13 protein-coding genes are annotated in these 18,435 nt (G+C 68.0%); 4 read left to right on the top strand and 9 right to left on the bottom strand.

From position 1 onward, the window contains the following. The first annotated feature begins 3 nt into the window (after positions 1 to 3). From L0976_RS22635 to secD, 3 genes are all read left to right on the top strand, one after another. Positions 4 to 3,468, top strand: a complete 3,465-nt coding sequence (locus L0976_RS22635) for an AAA family ATPase (RefSeq protein WP_234189379.1) — start codon at positions 4 to 6, stop codon at positions 3,466 to 3,468. Positions 3,469 to 3,626: 158 nt separating this feature from the next. Next, positions 3,627 to 4,049 (top strand): hypothetical protein, encoded by a 423-nt coding sequence (locus L0976_RS22630; protein WP_234189378.1) that lies wholly within the window; start codon positions 3,627 to 3,629, stop codon positions 4,047 to 4,049. Between the two features lie 108 nt (positions 4,050 to 4,157). After that, positions 4,158 to 6,695 carry a protein translocase subunit SecD gene (gene secD / locus L0976_RS22625; RefSeq protein WP_203318606.1) on the top strand — a complete coding sequence of 846 codons (2,538 nt, stop codon included), beginning with the start codon at positions 4,158 to 4,160 and terminating at the stop codon, positions 6,693 to 6,695. Positions 6,696 to 6,730: 35 nt separating this feature from the next. Here secD and L0976_RS22620 read toward each other — a convergent pair whose 3' ends face one another. The 9 genes from L0976_RS22620 to hutI all read right to left on the bottom strand — a co-directional run bounded on the left by L0976_RS22620 (position 6,731) and on the right by hutI (position 16,965). Beyond that, positions 6,731 to 7,855, bottom strand: coding sequence for an FAD-binding oxidoreductase (locus L0976_RS22620; protein WP_234189377.1), 1,125 nt, complete (start codon positions 7,853 to 7,855; stop codon positions 6,731 to 6,733). A gap of 82 nt (positions 7,856 to 7,937) precedes the next feature. Further along, positions 7,938 to 8,891, bottom strand: coding sequence for a LysR family transcriptional regulator (locus tag L0976_RS22615; RefSeq protein WP_234189376.1), 954 nt, complete (start codon positions 8,889 to 8,891; stop codon positions 7,938 to 7,940). A 240-nt stretch (positions 8,892 to 9,131) separates the two neighbouring features. Continuing rightward, complete coding sequence (locus L0976_RS22610; protein ID WP_234189375.1) at positions 9,132 to 9,908, bottom strand: ABC transporter substrate-binding protein; 777 nt, start codon at positions 9,906 to 9,908, stop codon at positions 9,132 to 9,134. A gap of 115 nt (positions 9,909 to 10,023) precedes the next feature. After that, the gene (locus L0976_RS22605) at positions 10,024 to 11,010 is read right to left on the bottom strand and encodes an aldo/keto reductase (RefSeq protein ID WP_234189374.1); all 987 of its coding nucleotides are present in this window, start codon (positions 11,008 to 11,010) and stop codon (positions 10,024 to 10,026) included. Positions 11,011 to 11,093: 83 nt separating this feature from the next. Next, entirely contained in the window at positions 11,094 to 11,672 is a 579-nt protein-coding gene (locus tag L0976_RS22600) for a HutD family protein (RefSeq protein ID WP_234189373.1), read from the bottom strand. Then, on the bottom strand, positions 11,672 to 13,348 hold the full coding sequence (gene hutU, locus L0976_RS22595; protein WP_234189372.1) for a urocanate hydratase: 1,677 nt from the start codon (positions 13,346 to 13,348) through the stop codon (positions 11,672 to 11,674). Before hutU ends, L0976_RS22600 begins: the two co-directional genes overlap by 1 nt. A 15-nt stretch (positions 13,349 to 13,363) precedes the next feature. Continuing rightward, positions 13,364 to 14,164, bottom strand: a complete 801-nt coding sequence (gene hutG, locus L0976_RS22590; protein ID WP_234189371.1) for an N-formylglutamate deformylase — start codon at positions 14,162 to 14,164, stop codon at positions 13,364 to 13,366. A 1-nt stretch (position 14,165) separates the two neighbouring features. After that, positions 14,166 to 15,701, bottom strand: coding sequence for a histidine ammonia-lyase (gene hutH, locus L0976_RS22585; protein ID WP_234189370.1), 1,536 nt, complete (start codon positions 15,699 to 15,701; stop codon positions 14,166 to 14,168). 40 nt (positions 15,702 to 15,741) lie between these two features. After that, on the bottom strand, positions 15,742 to 16,965 hold the full coding sequence (hutI, locus tag L0976_RS22580) for an imidazolonepropionase (protein WP_234189369.1): 1,224 nt from the start codon (positions 16,963 to 16,965) through the stop codon (positions 15,742 to 15,744). 111 nt (positions 16,966 to 17,076) lie between these two features. Here hutI and L0976_RS22575 point away from each other — a divergent pair, with 111 nt between their 5' ends. Beyond that, entirely contained in the window at positions 17,077 to 18,423 is a 1,347-nt protein-coding gene (locus L0976_RS22575) for a formimidoylglutamate deiminase (RefSeq protein WP_234189368.1), read from the top strand. Positions 18,424 to 18,435 lie beyond the last annotated feature (12 nt).

Here is an 18,435-nt window from a genome sequence, read left to right as displayed (position 1 = left end):
TACATGCGCCTCGACCGACTGGACCTCGTCCGCTACGGCAAGTTCACCGACCGCAGCCTCGATTTCGGCGTGGCGCAGCCGGGCAGGCCCGATTTCCACCTCGTCCACGGCCCCAACGAGGCCGGCAAGTCGACGCTGTTTTCCGCCTATCTCGACCTGCTCTTCGGCATCGAGAAGTCGAGCGCCTACGGCTTCCTCCATCCCTACGCGCTGATGCGCGTTGGCGGGCGGCTGTCCCTCGGCCCGGAACGGCACGAGGCCTACCGCCTCAAGCGCAACCAGGGCTCGCTCGTCACGGCGGACGACAGGACGCTGCCGGACGCGCTCTTCGCGTCGGTCCTCGGCGGCATGGATCGCAATGCCTATCGCACCATGTTCTCGCTCGACGACGAGAGCATCGAGAAGGGCGGCGAGGACATCCTCAAGAGCGAGGGCGAGCTCGGCGCGATGCTGTTTTCCGCCAGTTCCGGCCTCTCCGACATGGCGACGGGCCTTGCCGCGCTGAAGGCCGAGGCGGATGAATTCTACCGTCCCGCGGGCCGCAAGCACGGCCTGTCGATCCTGAAGGCGGAAATCGAGGCCCTCGCCGCCGAGCGCAAGGCGCTGGACGTCGCCGCCCGCGACTACGGTCTTCTGGTCCGCGAGCGCGATGCCGCCGCCGAGCGCCACGAAGAGGCGGCCGCCGCCCGCGCCGAGGCCCGTTCCGCGCTCGCCGAGGCCGAGCGCAGCCTTTCCGCGCTGCCGTCTCTGCGCCGCCTGCGGGCCCTCCGCACCGAACTCGGCGCCTTCGAACTCGGCGATTCCCCGCCTGCGGCCTGGCGCGCCCTTCTCGGCGAGCTCGCCCGGCAGGAGGCGGAGATCGGCGCACGCGGCACGCGGGTGGTCATGGAGCGCGAGCGGCATGCCGAGGAGCGCGCCGCACTCGCCGAGGACGACGCCGTGCTTTCGGCCGAGCCGGATATTGCGGCGCTTTCGGGCTCCGCGCTGGAAGCACGCTTCCGCACCGCAGCCATGGACCTTTCGGGCCGCGAGGCCGACCGCGACCGGCTGGCCGCGACGATAGCAGCCGGCCTGGCAACGCTCGGCCTTCCGGTGGAGACCGATCCGGCGGAGATACTGCTGCCGGAGGGCCTTGCCGACCGGCTCACCGCGCTCCTGTCGCGGCGGGCGGCGCTGGCCGAGCGCTCCGCCGCGACCATCCGGGAACGGATCGAAGCGGAAAAGGCGCTGGCGGCGACGGACACGAGGGTCGGCGAGGCCCCGGACGCGGAGGCGGAAGAGAACGCCCGGTCCGCGCTCGGCGCGATCCTGCGCGCCACTCGCTCCGGCGACCTTCCCGCCCGCCTGCGCGAAGCCCGGCGCCTTCTCGTGCTGGCCCGGCAGGAAGCCGATGGAGCAACGGCAAGGCTGGCACCGTGGACGGGCGCGACGGCGGCGCTCGTGGCCATGGCCGTTCCGGCGCCCGACGAGCTGGAGAGCCTGCGCAAGCGATACGATGCATCGGCCGAGGCCCTCCACCGCCAGCGCGAGCAGGTTGCGGCGCAGGAAACGGACGTCGCCGCCGCGAAGGCAACGCTCGATGCGCTCCGGACGACGACGGGCGCGGCCGGCGAGGAGCAGGCGGCATCCTTGCGCGCCGTGCGTGACGCGGCCTGGCAGGATCATCGGAGCACGTTGGACGAAAAATCCGCCTCCCTCTTCGAGAACGCCATGCGCGAGGACGACCGCGCGACCGATGCGCGGCTGCGCAATGCAGACCGGCTTTCGGAAATCCGCATCCTCGAGCGGACGGTCGCCGAGGGCTCGGCGCGCCTTCAAGCCCTCTGCGGCGACACGGTGCGGCTGGAACAGGCGAAGGCGGGCATCGAAACGCAGGTATCCGTCATCGCCGCGCGCCTCGGGCTTCCCGCGGAAACGCCGCTGGCGGAGATCGCTTCCTGGCTCGAACGGCGCTCCGCGGCGCTGGAAAAATCTGCCCTGCTTGCCCGGCAGGAGACCGAGGCGGCCCTCGTCGAACAGGATGCGCGGGACGTGCTGGCGCGGCTGTCGTCTCTCGTTCCCTTCGGCCTTGCCGAGGGGGCGACCCTCGACGAGGCGCTTTTCCTCGCGGAGGACCGGCTGGAGGCACTGAAGACCGCCCACGCCGAGCGGCTTGCCGCGGCCGAGCATCTGGCCCGCGCGAAACGCGATGCAGAGACGCGCGCCAGGGCGGCCGAGGATGCCGCATCGGCGCTCGCCGCATGGCATGCGGACTGGCAGGATGCGATCGCCGGCACCTGGCTTGCGGCCGGCGATGCACCGGGCGAGCCCGAACGGCTCGCGGCCCTGCTGCCGGCCCTCCAGACGCTCGCCGGCAATGTCGAGCGCCGGCGCGAGCTGGACCACCGCATCGATGCCATGCACCGCGACCAGCGGGATTACGCCGGCCACGCCCGCCGTCTCGCCGAACGCCTTGCCGAACCCTTCGATGCGGATGATCCGCTTTCCACCGTCGCGGCCCTTGCCGGCCGCCTTGCCGCGGCCCGCTCGGTCCGCGAACGCTGCGCGGCCATCGACAAGGCCCTCGTGCGGCTCGACGAGGAGGAAAGGGAGCTGGCGGAACGACGCGCGGTCCTTGCCGCGCGGCAGTCGGAAATCTTCGCCTTCCTCGGTTGCGACACGCTCGCGGAAGCCGAAATCCTGCTGGACGCCTACCGCAGGCGGGACGACGTGCTCTCCCGTGTCGGGGAGGCGGCGCGCGATCTCGTGCAGCAGATGCGGGCGGAGACGGTCGAGGAGGCCGAGGCGTTGCTTGCGGCGGTCGACGAGGACCAGCTTGCCGCGGAAAAGGGCGACCTCTCGGCACGTCTCGACGAGCTCGACCGTTCGGTGCAGGAACAGCACCTGGCAAGGGCGAGGGCCGAGGAGGCGCTGTCGCGGATCGCCGGCAGCGACGAGGCGGCGGCGCTGGAGGAGCGGCGGCGCACGGCGCTGGTCGAGCTTGCGGAGCGGTCGCGGCGCTATCTTTCGACGCGCGCCGGCATCCTGGCGGCCGAGCAGGCCCTGCGGCTCTACCGTGAGCGCCACCGCAGCGCGATGATGGAGCGCGCCTCGCGGACCTTCCGCGACATCACCGGCGGGGAATATGCCGGCCTGTCGACGGTGCTGGAAAAGGATGGCGAGTTCCTCGTCGTCAACGCCGCCTCCGGCGGCTCGAAGCTTGCGAGGGACCTTTCCAAGGGAACGCGCTTCCAGCTCTACCTCGCGCTGCGCGTCGCGGGTTATCACGAGATCGCCGCAAGCCGCGAGATCGTGCCCTTCATCGCCGACGACATCATGGAGACCTTCGACGACCGCCGGGCGCTGAACGCGCTTCGCGTCATGGGCGAGATGGCACGCGGCGGGCAGGTGATCTACCTGACGCACCACCAGCACCTGAAAGCGCTCGCACGGCAGGCATGCCCGGACGTGACGATCCATGAATTGTGACGGGCGGACGGCCGATGCCGGCCAGGCTTTGACGCCCTGAACTTGACTTGCGGGGGGTTAAGTGTTTCTTGGCGCACCATCGGCACCGCCCGCATGAACTGCTTCGCGCGGCGCGCCGCTCTGGCAATTCCGGAAACGCTCCGGGCAAACGGACAGGCATGAACATCAGGACCGGCAAAGAGACGGCGATCTGGGAGCGGGGCTTTGCGCCCGTCGGCTTCCTCGTGCTGCTCGTTACGCTGTTCCTCTCGCAGTTCGCGCTGCCGGGCGATACGGGCGCGGCGGGCCATCCGCAGCGCACGGCCGCCGAAGGCGGCGTCGCCCCGTCGCCGCTTTCCGCCGCGGGCGACGAGCTCTGGTTTCCGGCCGGCAGCCATGCGGAGCGGCGAATTGCCAAGGCCAAGACCGGCCTGCCGGAAGGCGATGCCGGCGGCAAGGCGCTCGTTGCGGGCGCGGGCGCGCTGCTCTATCCCTTCGAAACGGCCTCGTGCGAGGCTTTTCCCGCCGCTGGCGATGCGGCGACGGCCTCTGCCGGCCATGCCGCGTTCCGCAGCCGCGCGCCTCCGGCTTCCGCCGCCTAGGCCCTGTGGCGTCTGCGACGCCGCGCCATTCGATTGAAATCCCGATCCCAGCGGACGGCGCCGACTTCACCCGTCGCGTCCGTCCGGCAGTTGAAGTGGAACGACCCCATGAAAACCTCCAAATGGGCATTGTTTGTCTCCGCCGCCATCATCCTCTTCGGGATGCTCGCGGCCGTGCCCAACGTGCTGACGCCTGAGCAGCAGGCGAAATACGGGCGCTACCTGCCCGCCAATCCCGTGACCCTCGGCCTCGACCTCAAGGGCGGCTCGCACCTCGTGCTGGAGGTGGATTCGGCCGCGCTCCGCAAGGCGCGCATGGACGCGCTCCTCAACGACGCGCGCGCCATCCTGCGCACCGCCGGCGAGCGCGCCTCCGCCGCCCGCCTCAACGGCACGACGCTGACGATCACGCCGTCCGACCAGGCGGCGCTCGACAAGGTGCTGCCGGAAGTGCGCAAGCTCGCCACGCCCACCTCCACGCTCGGTTTCGGCGCCGGTTCCTCCGACATCGACGTCGCCACCAGCGGCAACACGATCAACGTGACCCTGACGGAAGCCGGCATCAGCGAGCGCATGTCGGCCGCCGTCGAGCAGAGCCTCGAGATCATCCGCCGCCGCGTCGACCAGGTCGGCGTTGCCGAACCGCTCATCCAGCGCGTCGGCGGCGACCGCATCCTCGTCCAGCTTCCCGGCCTGCAGGACCCGACGCGCCTGCGCCAGCTCCTCGGCTCGACCGCGCAGATGAGCTTCCACATGGTCGACCAGACCGTGGACCCGAACGGCGTCGCCCCGCGCGGCGTGCTGATCCTGCCGGGCGCGAACGACAACAACAAATATGCCGTGGAAGAGCGCGTCGCCATCTCCGGCGACCGCCTGTCGGACGCCAAGGCCGGCTTCGACCAGCGCACGAACGAGCCGATCGTCTCGTTCAGCTTCGATTCCACCGGCGCGCGCCAGTTCGCCGAGATCACGCAGGCCAATGTCGGCAAGCCCTTCGCCATCGTCCTCGACGGCAAGGTGCTGACGGCGCCGGTCATCCGCGAGCCGATCATCGGCGGCCAGGGCCAGATCTCGGGCAACTTCAACCCGCAGGAAGCGACCGTCCTGTCGGCGCTGCTGCGCTCGGGTGCCCTGCCGGCGCCGCTCACCATCATCGAGGAGCGCACCGTCGGCCCGAACCTCGGCTCGGACTCGATCCGAATGGGCCTTTATACGGGCTTCGCCGGCCTTCTCGCCGTCGTCATCCTCATGCAGGTGCTTTACGGCTCCTGGGGCCTCATCGCCAATCTCGGCCTCGTGCTGCACACGATCCTGACGATCGGCACGCTGGGCCTGCTCGGCTCGACGCTGACGCTGCCCGGCATCGCCGGCATCATCCTCGGCATCGGCATGGCGGTGGACGCCAACATCCTGATCAACGCGCGTATCCGTGAAGAGACGGCGGGCGGGGCAGGGGCCATGAAGGCGCTCGACGTCGGCTTCAACAAGGCCTACGCCACCATCGTCGACGGCAACATGACGACCATGGTCGGCATGATCCTGCTCTTCATGTTCGGCTCGGGCCCGGTGCGCGGCTTCGCCATCACCATGATCATCGGCCTTGCGATCTCGATGTTCACCTCGATCACCTTCGTTCGCTTCCTGATGCGCGAGGCGGTGATCGTCCGCAAGATGAAGAAGATCGAGATCCATTCGATCTTCGGCAAGACCTGGAGCATGCCGACCTTCTCCTTCATGCGCGGCCGCTACATCGCGATCGCCATGTCGGCCTTCATCTCCACGAGCTCGATCATCCTGTTCTTCACGCCGGGCCTCAACTACGGCATCGACTTCGTCGGCGGCATCCAGGTCGAGGCGACGTCCAAGACGCCCATCGACCTTGCGACGCTGCGCAAGAAGATGGAGGATCTCAACCTCGGCGAAGTGGCGCTGCAGGAATTCGGCCAGGGCACGTCCGTCCTCGTGCGCGTCCAGCGCCAGCCGGGCGGCGAGGCCGAGCAGACCGCCGCGCTTCAGGAGATCCGCAACGGCGTCGCGGAGATGATCCCGGACGCCAATTTCGAGCGCACGGAAGTGGTCGGCCCGACGGTCAGCACCGAGCTGGCCCGCTCCGGCTTCCTCGCCGTCGGCCTCGGCATGGTGGCGATCCTGCTCTACATCTGGTGGCGCTTCGAATGGCACTTCGCGGTGGGCGCCATCGTGACGCTGATCCTCGACATCACCAAGATGATCGGCTTCTTCTCGCTCCTGCAGATCGACTTCAACCTCACGGCCATCGCCGCCGTGCTGACGCTGATCGGCTACTCGGTCAACGACAAGGTGGTGGTGTACGACCGAATGCGCGAGAACCTTCGCAAGTACAAGTCGATGCCGTTCTCCGACCTGATCGACCTGTCGATCAACCAGGTGGTCATGCGATGCATCTTCACCTCGGTCGCCGTTGCCGCGTCCCTGCTGCCGATGGCCATCTGGGGCGGCGACACGGTCAAGCCCTTCGCCTGGCCGATGCTGTTCGGCGTCGTCGTCGCGACGACCTCGTCGATCTATATCGGCGGTCCGATCCTGCTCTTCCTCAGCCGCTGGTGGCGGGATCGCGACAGCGCCCGCGCCGCCGGCTCGGCCGGCACGCCGGCCGCGGAAGCGTAAAATGGAACGGGCGCCCACTGGGCGCCCGTTTCGTTTCAGGGGAAGCGCGCGGGGCTGAAGGTCCCGGCCCCGATGCCCTCGCGGGCGAGCGGCTCCGGCACCGGGCTTTCCGTGAGGAGCGCGGCGGCGAGGCTGCCGAGGGCGGGCGAGGTGAGGATGCCGTAGCCGCCCTGGCCGGCGAGCCAGAAGAAGGACGGCTCGTCCGTCGCCGGCCCGACGACGGGCAGGCGGTCGGCGGAGAAGCTGCGCATGCCGGCCCAACTGCGGAAGACGCGGCGCACGCTGAGTGTCGTCGCCTCCTCGACATAATGGGCGGCATAGGCGACGTCGATTTCCTCCGGCTGCACGTCGGCGGGCTCGCAGGGCGTGGCGTCGGCCGGCGAGGCGAGCAGGCGGCCGCCCTCCGGCTTGAAATAGAAGCTGTCCTCGATCTCGTTCATTTCCGGCAGGCTGCCCGCATCCACGCCCTCCGGCAGGTCGACCGTGACGGCGGTGCGCCGGTGCGGCACGATGCCGAGGGGCCTGACGCCGGACAGGCTGGCGACCGTATCCCCCCAGCCGCCCGCCGCATTGACCAGCACGCCGGCGCAAAGGGTTTCGCCACCAGCCTCGATCAGCCACTGGCCGTCCTCCCGGCGGGCGCCGGTGAAGGGGCGCCTTTCGAGGACCTGCGCGCCGTTGTGCCGGGCATGGCGTGCATAGGCCTGCAGGAGCGCGTCCACCTCGATGTCCCAGTAATCGGGGTCGAAATAGGCGGCCGCGACATAGGCCGGGTTCATGATGGGTGCGCGGGCAAGAAGCGCGGCCTCGTCCAGCCATTCGACGGCGACGCCGAGCGCCTTCGTCTGCTCAAAGCGTTCGCGCACCAGCGCCGCCTTGTCATCGGCCCCGAACATGATGCTGCCACGCGCAACGAGAAGCGGCACGGCGGCGAAACCTTCCGGCGGGTTCGACATGAAGGCATGGCTGGCGCGGGCCAGCGCGTTCACGAGGGGGGCGTTGTCGCGCAGGGTGAATTCGGCGGCCGAGCGGCCGGTGCTGTGGTAGCCGAGCGCTTCCTCCCGCTCCAGCACCACGACGGAGCGGTGCGGGCTGAGGAAATAGGCGAGCGACAGGCCGGCAATGCCGCCGCCGATGATCGCGATGTCGAAAGTCTGCATGGCCGCCTCCGTCTGTCAGGAGAGAAAGGCCTACGAAAGCTGCCGATATTCTTCAAATTTATAGTGCTGAAGGTGGGTATCATCAGGATTGATGCGGTTCGCCCCAGCGCCAGGCAGGCACGCCAGCGATATGGGCGAGGAAGGCGCGTTCGGCCGGGTTGAGCGCGGAGCCGGGATTGGTGATGCGGAAGGTCTCCGTTACCGGCAGGTCGTCATAGGGCGGCAATTGCCAGAGCTCGCCGGCGGCCAGCGCCGGCCCGGTGAGATGCGCCGGCAGCATGCCGATGCCGGCATTGGCGACGACGAGGCGCAGCACCTCCTCGACGTTGAAGGCCAGCGCGCGCACCTGCTGGCCGAAGGAGCCGACGGCGCGCACGGCCGTCACCGGCCCCATATGCGGGCCGCCGAGCACGTCGGCGAGGAAGCTCACATACGGTTCGCCCCGCAGGTCCTCCAGCCGCGCGTCGCGCCTGCCGAACAGCCGGTGCCCGCGGCCGCAATAGAGCGCATAGCGCTCGTAGCAGAAGGGCACCTTGTCCAGCCCCTCGGGAATGATGCCGTCCGAAAGGCCGAGCGTCGCCACGCCCCGCTCGACCGAGCGGATGACGTCCGTCGTCGTCTCGACCGTCACGCCGACGGTGACGCGCGGATGCAGCCGGAAGAAATCGGCGATCGCCCGGTCCCATTCCGGGTTCATGGCGTGGCTGACGGCGTGGATGGTGATGTGCCCGGCAATGTCCTCGCCGGAGGGCTCCATCGCCTCCGGCAGGCGCACGATGGCGGTGAAGATGTCGCGGCAGAGCGCATGCAGCCGCTCGCCGGCCTCCGTCAGCTCGAAGCGGCCGGGGCTGCGGTCGATCAGCCGGTGGCCGACCGATTGCTCCAGCCGTTTCAGCGCCATGCTGACGGCCGGCTGTTGCAGCAGCAGCCGGTTCGCCGCCCGCGTGATCGAGCCTTCCTCCACCACGACGACGAAGGTGCGCAGGAGGTTCCAGTCGAGATTGTGGGCGAAGCGTTCGAGGCGGTTGATCGGCATGTCCCTAGCTAGGACGGCGGGGCGGGGGAAGGCAAGGGCTCTTGCCCTGTGCGGCCGGGCTGCCCCTCATCCCGCTGCCGCGACCTTCGCCCCGCAATCGGGGAGAAGGGGGATGGTGCACTGCTTTCCCAAGCAACTCCGGCAGAGAGGAAGGAAAGCGGTTCCGCTTGTTTCCTTCTCCCCGCTTGCGGGGAGAAGGTGGCCGGCAGGCCGGATGAGGGGCGCGCTACGCCCCCACGCTCACTTCATCGTATAGATATCGATCGAGAAGTACTTGTCGTTGATCTTCTGATACGTCCCGTCCTCGCGGATGGCCTTCAGCGCGGCATTCAGCTTCTCGCGCAGGTCGTTGTCGTCCTGTCGCACGGCGATGCCGACGCCTTCGCCGACGAATTTCGGATCGGTGATGGGCTTGCCGATCAGTTCGCAGCAGGCCTTGCCGTCGTCGTTCTTGGTGACCCAGTCGAGCAGCGGGATCATGTCGCCGACCTGAAGGTCGAGGCGGCCGTTGGCCATGTCGAGGTTCACCTCGTCCTGCGTCGGGTAGAGCTTGATGTCGGCGTCGGGATAGACGGCGGCGGCGTAGTCCGCCTGCGTGGTGCCGGACTGGGCGCCGATGGTCTTGCCCTTCATGCCCTCATTGGTGAAATCAGTGATGCCGGAATTCTTCGGTGCGGCATGGGTCATGGCGGCGAGATAGTAGGGGTCGGTGAAGGCGACCTGCTTCTTGCGCTCCTCGGTGATGAACATCGAGGCGATGATCATGTCGTATTTCTTGGCGATGAGGCCCGGAATGATGCCGTCCCAGTCCTGGCCGACGACATCGCATTCGACCTTCATCTTCTCGCAGAGCGCAAGGCCGATCTCCACGTCGAAGCCGCCGAGATTGCCGGCCGAATCCTGGAAGTTGAAGGGCGGGTAGGCGCCCTCCGTGCCGATCTTCAGCGTCTCGGCGGATGCGGCGGCCGAAAGCAGGGTGGAGCTTGCGAGAGCCAGCGCAAGAAGCATTCTTTTCATGGTTGTTCCCCAGTTGTGATTGCGAGCAATGGGGAACGGTAGCGCGGGGCCGTGCATAAACGAAATAGATAGCCATGATGTCAGCTATCATTTCAGTTTATGCGCTTTGCCGGGTTTACCAGCGATGATGGACATGCGGCGCGACGAGGCGCTCATAGACCTCGCGCGTCGCTTCCATCACGTTTTCCGGGATGGGCGGCAGGCTCGCGGCGGCGGCATTGGCCTTCGCCTGCCCGGCGTTGCGTGCGCCCGGAATGACGACGCTGACGGCATCCGCCATCAGGATCCAGCGCAGCGCGAAGGCCGCCATGGTCTCGCCCGCCGGCACCAGCGCACGGATCTCCTCGACGGCCTGCAACCCCGTCTCGAACGGCACGCCCGCGAAGGTCTCGCCCACGTCGAAGGCGTCGCCATGGCGATTGAAATTGCGGTGGTCGTCGGCGGCAAAGGCGGTGTCCCGCGTGATCTTGCCGGAGAGCAGGCCGCTTGCCAGCGGCACGCGGGCGATGACTGCGACCTTGCGGCGCGCGGCTTCCTGGAAGAAGAGCCGCGCCGGGCGCTGGCGGAAGATGTTGTAGATGATCTGCACGCTGACGACGCCGGGATATTCGATAGCCTTCAGCGCTTCCTCGACCTTCTCGACGCTGACGCCGTAATCGGCGATCTTGCCGGCGGCCTTGATCTCCTCCAGCGCCTGGAACACCTCGGGGCGGTAGTAGACCTCGGTCGGCGGGCAATGCAACTGCACGAGGTCGAGGCGCTCGACGCCGAGATTCTTCAGGCTCCGGTCGATGAAGCCTTCGAGGTTCTCTTTGTTGTAGCCATCGGCGACATGCGGCGAGAGCCGGCGGCCGGCCTTGGTCGCCACCATCGGGCGCGCGCCGCCGCGTTCCTTCAGCACGTCGGCGATGATCTTCTCCGAACGGCCGTCGCCATAGACGTCGGCAGTGTCGATGAAGGTCATGCCGGCGTCGAGCGCGGCGTGAAGGGCGGCGCGGCCGTCTGCCTCGCTGACGTCACCCCAGGCGCCGCCGATCTGCCAGGCGCCGAAACCGATATCCGTGGTGGTGAAGCCCGTGCGGCCGAATGTGCGATGTCTCATGAAAATGTCTCCCGGCAAATTGATTGCGCCGGGAGGTAGCACTCAGAAGGCAGGCCGACAAGGAAATCGCTTCCGCCAATGGCTTAGGCGGGAGTGATTTCTACCAGATAGAAGGCGGCGCGGTTTCCTGCCGACACGACCTCGACCGTCTCGGAACCGTCGAGCACGAGCGCGTCGAGCGGCTGGAGCCCGGCGAGCCCATCCGGCGTGGAAACGCCGAGCGGGTCGAGCGCCAGCAGCAGGCGCCCGCCCGGGGAGGCCGGAAGCGCCTTCGTATCTTCGACGACGTGGCGGACGAGCGTGTGCCGGAAGGCGCCGCGCCGCGTCATCACGTTGAGGTCGGTGATCGGCCCGCCGGGAAGACGCGCCGAGGTCGGTGCATCGGCCGGGAAGGCGAGCGGCGTGGATTGCGGCGTCAGCAGCCTTTCGCCGAGCCCTTCGATGGAAAGTTCCATGCCGTCGCCCGAGAGCACCGCCAGCGTGCGGTCGATACCGGGGAAGACGGAGAAGGGACCGTCGCTCGCAACCGTTGCCATGCTGACGCGCCAGCCGAAATCCGAAAGGCCCGCGCCTTCCGGATGGACGATCACCTCGACCGTCTCGCCGCCGCCGTTCTTCCACGGCATGCGGCGATGGTCGCTATTGCGCAGCAACCGGCTCATCAGTTGCCGAGGATGCCGGGCAGCCGCAGGCCCTTTTCCTTCGCGCATTCGATGGCGATGTCGTAGCCCGCATCGGCATGGCGCATGACGCCGGTCGCCGGGTCGTTCCAGAGCACGCGGCCGATGCGCTCGGCGGCCTCGTCCGTGCCGTCGCAGCAGATGACGACGCCCGAATGCTGCGAGAAGCCCATGCCGACGCCGCCGCCGTGATGGAGCGAGACCCAGGTCGCACCCGAGGCGGTGTTGAGCAGGGCATTGAGCAGCGGCCAGTCGGACACGGCGTCCGAACCGTCCTTCATCGCTTCCGTCTCGCGGTTCGGCGAGGCGACGGAGCCCGAATCGAGGTGGTCGCGGCCGATGACGACCGGGGCCTTCAGCTCGCCGTTCTTCACCATCTCGTTGAAGGCGAGGCCGAGGCGATGGCGATCGCCGAGGCCGACCCAGCAGATGCGCGCCGGCAGGCCCTGGAAGGAGATGCGCTCGCGCGCCATGTCCAGCCAGTTGTGCAGGTGCTTGTTGTCGGGCAAGAGCTCCTTCACCTTGGCGTCGGTCTTGTAGATGTCTTCCGGGTCGCCCGAAAGAGCGGCCCAGCGGAAGGGACCGATGCCCTTGCAGAACAGCGGGCGGATATAGGCCGGCACGAAGCCCGGGAAGGCGAATGCGTTTTCCAGGCCCTCGTCCTTGGCGACCTGGCGGATGTTGTTGCCGTAATCGAAGGTCGGGATGCCCATGTCCTGGAAGGCGATCATCGCCTCGACATGCTCGCGCATGGAGGCGCGGGCGGCCTTCTCGACTGCCTTCGGGTCGCTCTCGCGTTTGGCCTTCCATTCGGCCATCGTCCAGCCCTTCGGCAGGTAGCCGTTGATCGGGTCGTGGGCGGAGGTCTGGTCGGTGACCATGTCGGGGCGGATGCCGCGGCGGACCATTTCGGGCAGGATCTCGGCGCAGTTGCCGAGAAGGCCGACGGACTTGGCTTCGCCCGCCTTCGTCCAGCGGTCGATCATCTCCATGGCTTCATCGAGCGTTTCGGCCTTGGCGTCGACATAGCGGGTGCGCAGGCGGAAATCGATGGAGTCAGGGTTGCACTCGACCGCAAGGCAGGAGGCGCCGGCCATGACGGCAGCGAGCGGCTGGGCGCCGCCCATGCCGCCGAGGCCGCCGGTCAACACCCACTTGCCCTTGAGGTCGCCGTTATAGTGCTGGCGGCCGGCTTCCACGAAAGTCTCGTAGGTGCCCTGCACGATGCCCTGCGAGCCGATATAGATCCACGAGCCGGCCGTCATCTGGCCGTACATGGCAAGGCCCTTCTTATCCAGCTCGTTGAAATGATCCCAGGTGGCCCAGTGCGGCACGAGGTTGGAATTGGCGATGAGGACGCGCGGGGCGTCCTTGTGCGTGCGAAAGATGCCGACCGGCTTGCCAGACTGCACGATCAGCGTCTCGTTGTCCTCCAGGTCGCGCAGCGAGGCGACAATCCTGTCGAAATCCGTCCAGGTGCGGGCGGCGCGGCCGATGCCGCCATAGACGACCAGCTCGTGCGGGTTTTCCGCGACATTGGGGTCGAGATTGTTCATCAGCATGCGCAGCGGCGCTTCGGTCAGCCAGCTCTTGGCGGTGCGCTCGGTGCCGGTGGCGGCGCGCACCTCGCGGATATTGTGGCGGGGATTGTCGGTCATGGCTGTTCTCCCGGATCAGCGTGTGAGGGTGGAGGCAAGCGCCTCGATACGATGCAGGATGTCTTTCAGATGGACGCGGAGCCGTGCGGCCTTTTCCGCATCCAGGGCGAAGGGCGGCGCCTCGGTGGAAAGATGGCTCGACTGTGCGAGCTCCATCTGGATGGCATGCACGCCGGTTTCCGGCCTGCCATAGTGTCGGGTGGTCCAGCCACCCTTGAAGCGGCCATTGAGGATGCTGGTGTAGCCATCGGCCTTGGCGCAGACCTCGAACGTCGCCGTCTCGATTGCCTTCGCGCAGGTGCGGCCCATGTCGGTGCCGACGTTGAAATCCGGCAGCCTGCCCCCGAAGAGGAAGGGGATCCGCGAGCGGATCGAGTGGCAATCGTAGAGGATCGCCACGCCATGGATCGCCTTCACCCGCTCGATCTCGGCCGCAAGGGCCGCGTGGTAGGGCGCATGGAAATTGGCGAGCCGGTGGGCGATGTCCGCCTCGGTCGGGGCCTCGCCCTCCTTCCAGATCGGCTTGCCGTCGAAATCCGTTTCCGGAACGAGGCCCGTCGTGTTCTGGCCGGGATAGAGGCTGACGCCGGCCGGATCCCGGTTGGCGTCGATGACATAGCGGTGGAACGTGGCGCGCACCGTCGTCACGTCGGGCAGCAGGCCGTCATAGAGACGCTCGATATGCCAGTCCGTATCCGCGAGGATGCGGCCGTTGTCGTTCAGGCGCTCCCATATATCGGCTGGAACCTCCGTGCCGGTATGCGGGAAGGCGAGAATGACGGGCGAGGTGCCCTGATGGGTTTCGAAGAGCGCCATGTCAGGCCTCCAGCACCGGCAGGATACCCTTGGTGACCGAGGCGGCCAGCGCGCCCGAGGAGACGAACGACCCGGCGGCGGCGAGGTCCGGCGCCATGTAGCGGTCTTCCTCCAGCGTCGGCACGACGGTGCGCAGCGCGGCGACGACCTTCTGCAGCTCCGGGCTGGTGACGAGCGGGGCGCGGAACTCGATGCCCTGCGCGGCCGTCAGCGCCTCGATGCCGATGATGGCGGCAAGGTTCTCCGTCATGCGCAGCAGGCGGCGGGCGCCGTGGCAGGCCATGGAGACATGGTCCTCCTGGTTGGCGGAGGTCGGGGTCGAATCGACCGAGGCCGGGTGCGCCATCTGCTTGTTCTCGCTCATCAGCGCGGCCGAGGTGACTTCCGCGATCATCAGGCCCGAATTGAGCCCCGGCTTTTTCGCGAGAAAGGCCGGCAGGCCGAAGGAGAGGGCGGGGTCGACCAGCAGCGCGATGCGGCGCTGGGCGATGGCACCGATCTCGCAGGTCGCGATGGCGATCTGGTCGGCGGCGAAGGCGACCGGTTCGGCATGGAAGTTGCCGCCGGAAACGACGCTGTTGTCCGAAAGGACGAGCGGGTTGTCGGTCACGGCATTGGCTTCGATTTCGAGCGTGCGGGCGGCCGAGCGCAGGAGATCGAGGCAGGCGCCGTCGACCTGCGGCTGGCAACGGATGCAATAGGGGTCCTGCACCCGCTCGTCGCCGGTGATGTGGCTTTCGCGGATGACGGAGCCGGCCAGCAGCGCGCGGAGCGCGGCGGCGGCGTCGATCTGGCCCTTGTGGCCGCGCAGCGTGTGGATGTCCGGATGGAACGGCGCGGAGGAGCCCATGGCGGCGTCGGTGGAGAGCGCGCCGGTGACGAGCGCGGCCTGCGCGGCGCGGTGGGCGCGGAAGAGGCCGGCCAGCGCAAGGCCGGTGGAGACCTGCGTGCCGTTGATCAGCGCAAGGCCTTCCTTGGCGGCGAGAACGACCGGCTTCAGGCCGGCCTTTTCCAGCGCCTTGCCGCCCGGCAGGCGCTCGCCGACATAAATGGCTTCGCCCTCGCCGATCATCACGGCCGTCATGTGGGCGAGCGGGGCGAGGTCGCCCGAGGCGCCGACGGAACCCTGTTCCGGGATGACCGGGATGACGCCCCTGGCCTGCATGGCTTCCAGAAGACGGACGATCTCGATGCGCACGCCGGAGGCGCCGCGGCCGAGCGAGATGAGCTTCAGCGCCATGATGAGGCGCACGATGTTCTCGGCAAGCGGCTTGCCGACGCCGCAGCAGTGCGACAGGATCAGGTTGCGCTGGAGCGTCGCGACGTCCGCCGGGGCGATCTTGATGGAGGCGAGTTTGCCGAAGCCGGTATTGATGCCGTAGACCGGTTCGTCGCCGGCGGCGATTTCCGCGATGCGCGCGGCGGCCTTCTCGATGCCGGCGTCGAAGGATGCGTCGAGCCGGGTGGCCTCGCCGGTCCAGTAGATGGTTTCAAGGGTTTTCAGGGGCACGGAGCCCGGGTGAAGCGTGATCGTCATGTTCATTCCCCATGCAGCAAAGGCTGCGACTTGACTTGATTCAGTGTCCGCTGCGGATACGGGCATGCATGGGATTGAAGCCCATGCGGTAGACCAGTTCCGCCGGCCGGCCGATGTCCCAGAGGACGAAATCGGCCCATTTCCCGGCCTCCAGCGTCCCCACTTCGTCGACAAGGCCAAGCGCCCGGGCGGCTTCGCGCGTCACGCCGGCAATGCATTCTTCGACGGTCATGCCGAAGAGGGTCGCGGCCATGTTCATGGTGAGGAGAAGGGAGGTGAGCGGCGAGGTGCCGGGATTGGCATCGGTGGCGACGGCCATCTTCACGCCGTGCTTGCGGAAGAGGTCGACCGGCGGCTTCTTCGTCTCGCGGATGAAGTAGAAGGCACCCGGCAGGATGACGGCGACGGTGCCGGCCTTCGCCATCGCGGCCGCGCCCGCATAGTCGGTATATTCGAGGTGATCGGCGGAAAGCGCACTATGGCGGGCGGCAAGCTCGGCGCCGTGCAGGTTGGAAAGCTGGTCGGCATGCAGCTTGACCGGCAGGCCATGCGCCTTCGCGGCCTCGAAGACCTCGGCCATCTCGGCCTTGGAGAAGGCGATGCCCTCGCAGAAGCCGTCCACGGCGTCGGCAAGCCCTTCGGCCGCGACGGCCGGCAGCATCTCGTTCACGACCTTCCCGATATAAGCCGTCTTGTCGCCGTTCATCTCGGGCGGCAGCGCATGGGCGCCGAGGAAGGTGGTGCGCACGGTGACGTCGCGCTCCTCCGCGATGCGGCGCGCGGCGCGCAGCGACTTCAGTTCGTTTTCCGTATCGAGGCCGTAGCCGGACTTGATCTCTACCGTCGTCACGCCCTCGGCGATCAGCGCGTCGAGGCGGGGCAGGGTCTCCCGCACCAGATCGTCCTCGCTCGCCGCACGCAGCGCCTTCACCGAGGAGACGATGCCGCCGCCGGCCCGCGCGATTTCCTCATAGGAAGCGCCGGCAAGGCGAAGCTCGAATTCATGGGCGCGGTCGCCGGCATGCACGAGATGGGTATGGCAATCGATGAGGCCCGGCGTGATCCAGCGCCCTTCGCAATCCACGATCTCGGCACCGGCGAATTCTACGGGAAGCTCGGCTTCCGGCCCGGCAAAGGCGATGCGGCCGTCGCGGACGGCGATCGCGCCGTCTTCCACGATGCCGAGGCCCGGCAGGCTTTCCTCAAGCGTCGCAAGCCGGGCGTTGCGCCAGACCCGAGGGCTGTCCTTTTCCTGTACCGTCATGGTGATTGCCTCTTCCCTGTGGTGGATATAATGTATATACATAATAACCGAGGGCGCAAGAGCCAATTTCGGGCTTCGCGCCGAGGCAAATCGCAAGAGGGAGGGATGGCCATGGCCGTCATTCATGCAAGGCAGGCGCTGCTGGCGGGCGGCTGGGCGAACGACGTCCGTATAAGCATCGAGGACGGCCGGATCGCCGCCGTGGAAAAAAATGCCGCCGCAGCCCCCGGTGACGAGCGCCACGACACCCTTGTCGCCGGCATGCCGAACCTGCACAGCCACGCCTTCCAGCGCGGCATGGCGGGCCTTGCCGAAACGCGGGGCCCCGGCAGCGACAGCTTCTGGAGCTGGCGCAACGTCATGTACCGCTTCGCGCTGTCCATGACGCCCGACGATGTCGAGGCCGTCGCAGCCCAGCTCTATGTCGAAATGCTGGAGGCCGGCTTCACCCGCGTCGGCGAGTTCCATTACCTGCATCACGACAAGGACGGCGGGCACTATGGCGATATCGCCGAAATGGCCGCCCGGATCGCTGCGGCTGCCTCCGAGACGGGCATCGCCCTGACGTTGCTTCCCGTCTTCTACGCCCATGCCGGCTTCGGCGGCACCACGCCGGGCGAGGGCCAGCGCCGCTTCATCAACGACCGCGATTCCTACGCCGCCCTGGTGGAACGCTGCCGCGCCCTGACGGATGCGCTGCCGGACGGCGTCACCGGCGTCGCCCCGCACAGCCTGCGCGCCGTCACGCCGGAAGAGCTGACAGCCGTCGTCGCCATGGCCGGCGACAGGCCGATCCATATTCATATCGCCGAGCAGGTGAAGGAAGTGGAGGACAGCATCGCCTGGTCCGGCCACCGCCCGGTGGAATGGTTGCTCGACAACCAGAAGGTCGACGGCCGCTGGTGCTTCATCCACGCCACCCACATGACGGAGGCCGAGACGCGGGACATGGCGAAGGCCGGCGCCATCGCCGGCCTCTGCCCGGTGACGGAAGCCAATCTCGGCGACGGCACCTTCCCGGCGCCCAATTTTCTCGCCGCCGGCGGCCGCTACGGCGTCGGCTCCGATTCGAACGTGCTGATCGGCCTGCCGGACGAACTGCGCCAGCTCGAATATTCCCAGCGCCTCCTCCATCGCGCCCGTAACGTGCTCGCCGCGCCCGGCGGCTCGACGGGCCGCGCGCTCTTCGAAGGCGCGCTGGCCGGCGGCGCGGCGGCACTCGGCGCCGGGTCGGGCATTGCCGTGGGCAACGCGGCCGATTTCGTCAGCCTCAAGGCCCGCCACGGCCTTAACCTTGCCGGCGACGGCCTGCTCGACGGCTGGATCTTCGCCAACGGCGCCGAGGTCGATTGCGTCTGGGTGAACGGCCGCAGGCAGGTCGAGGGCGGCCGCCATGTCGCCCGCGAGGCGGTCGGCCGCCGCTTCACCGCGGCCATGCAGGCGCTTGCCATGGCCTGAGGGCGTATTGAA

It is taken from the genome of Shinella sp. NM-101 (genome assembly GCF_021401195.1).
Taxonomy (GTDB): Bacteria; Pseudomonadota; Alphaproteobacteria; order Rhizobiales; family Rhizobiaceae; genus Shinella.
Note: the sequence above shows the minus strand (reverse complement) of the source record. Positions and strands in the feature narration are given on the sequence as shown.

What these genes read in the sequence shown, in the direction of transcription:
- L0976_RS22610 (WP_234189375.1), bottom strand. Translation starts at nt 9,908, where the DNA reads ATGAAAAGAATGCTTCTTGCGCTGGCTCTCGCAAGCTCCACCCTGCTT.
- hutU (WP_234189372.1), bottom strand. Translation starts at nt 13,348, where the DNA reads ATGACCGACAATCCCCGCCACAATATCCGCGAGGTGCGCGCCGCCACC.
- L0976_RS22600 (WP_234189373.1), bottom strand. Translation starts at nt 11,672, where the DNA reads ATGAGCCGGTTGCTGCGCAATAGCGACCATCGCCGCATGCCGTGGAAG.
- hutI (WP_234189369.1), bottom strand. Translation starts at nt 16,965, where the DNA reads ATGACGGTACAGGAAAAGGACAGCCCTCGGGTCTGGCGCAACGCCCGG.
- L0976_RS22635 (WP_234189379.1), top strand. Translation starts at nt 4, where the DNA reads ATGCGCCTCGACCGACTGGACCTCGTCCGCTACGGCAAGTTCACCGAC.
- L0976_RS22620 (WP_234189377.1), bottom strand. Translation starts at nt 7,855, where the DNA reads ATGCAGACTTTCGACATCGCGATCATCGGCGGCGGCATTGCCGGCCTG.
- L0976_RS22630 (WP_234189378.1), top strand. Translation starts at nt 3,627, where the DNA reads ATGAACATCAGGACCGGCAAAGAGACGGCGATCTGGGAGCGGGGCTTT.
- L0976_RS22615 (WP_234189376.1), bottom strand. Translation starts at nt 8,891, where the DNA reads ATGCCGATCAACCGCCTCGAACGCTTCGCCCACAATCTCGACTGGAAC.
- hutG (WP_234189371.1), bottom strand. Translation starts at nt 14,164, where the DNA reads ATGGCGCTCTTCGAAACCCATCAGGGCACCTCGCCCGTCATTCTCGCC.
- L0976_RS22605 (WP_234189374.1), bottom strand. Translation starts at nt 11,010, where the DNA reads ATGAGACATCGCACATTCGGCCGCACGGGCTTCACCACCACGGATATC.
- L0976_RS22575 (WP_234189368.1), top strand. Translation starts at nt 17,077, where the DNA reads ATGGCCGTCATTCATGCAAGGCAGGCGCTGCTGGCGGGCGGCTGGGCG.
- secD (WP_203318606.1), top strand. Translation starts at nt 4,158, where the DNA reads ATGAAAACCTCCAAATGGGCATTGTTTGTCTCCGCCGCCATCATCCTC.
- hutH (WP_234189370.1), bottom strand. Translation starts at nt 15,701, where the DNA reads ATGACGATCACGCTTCACCCGGGCTCCGTGCCCCTGAAAACCCTTGAA.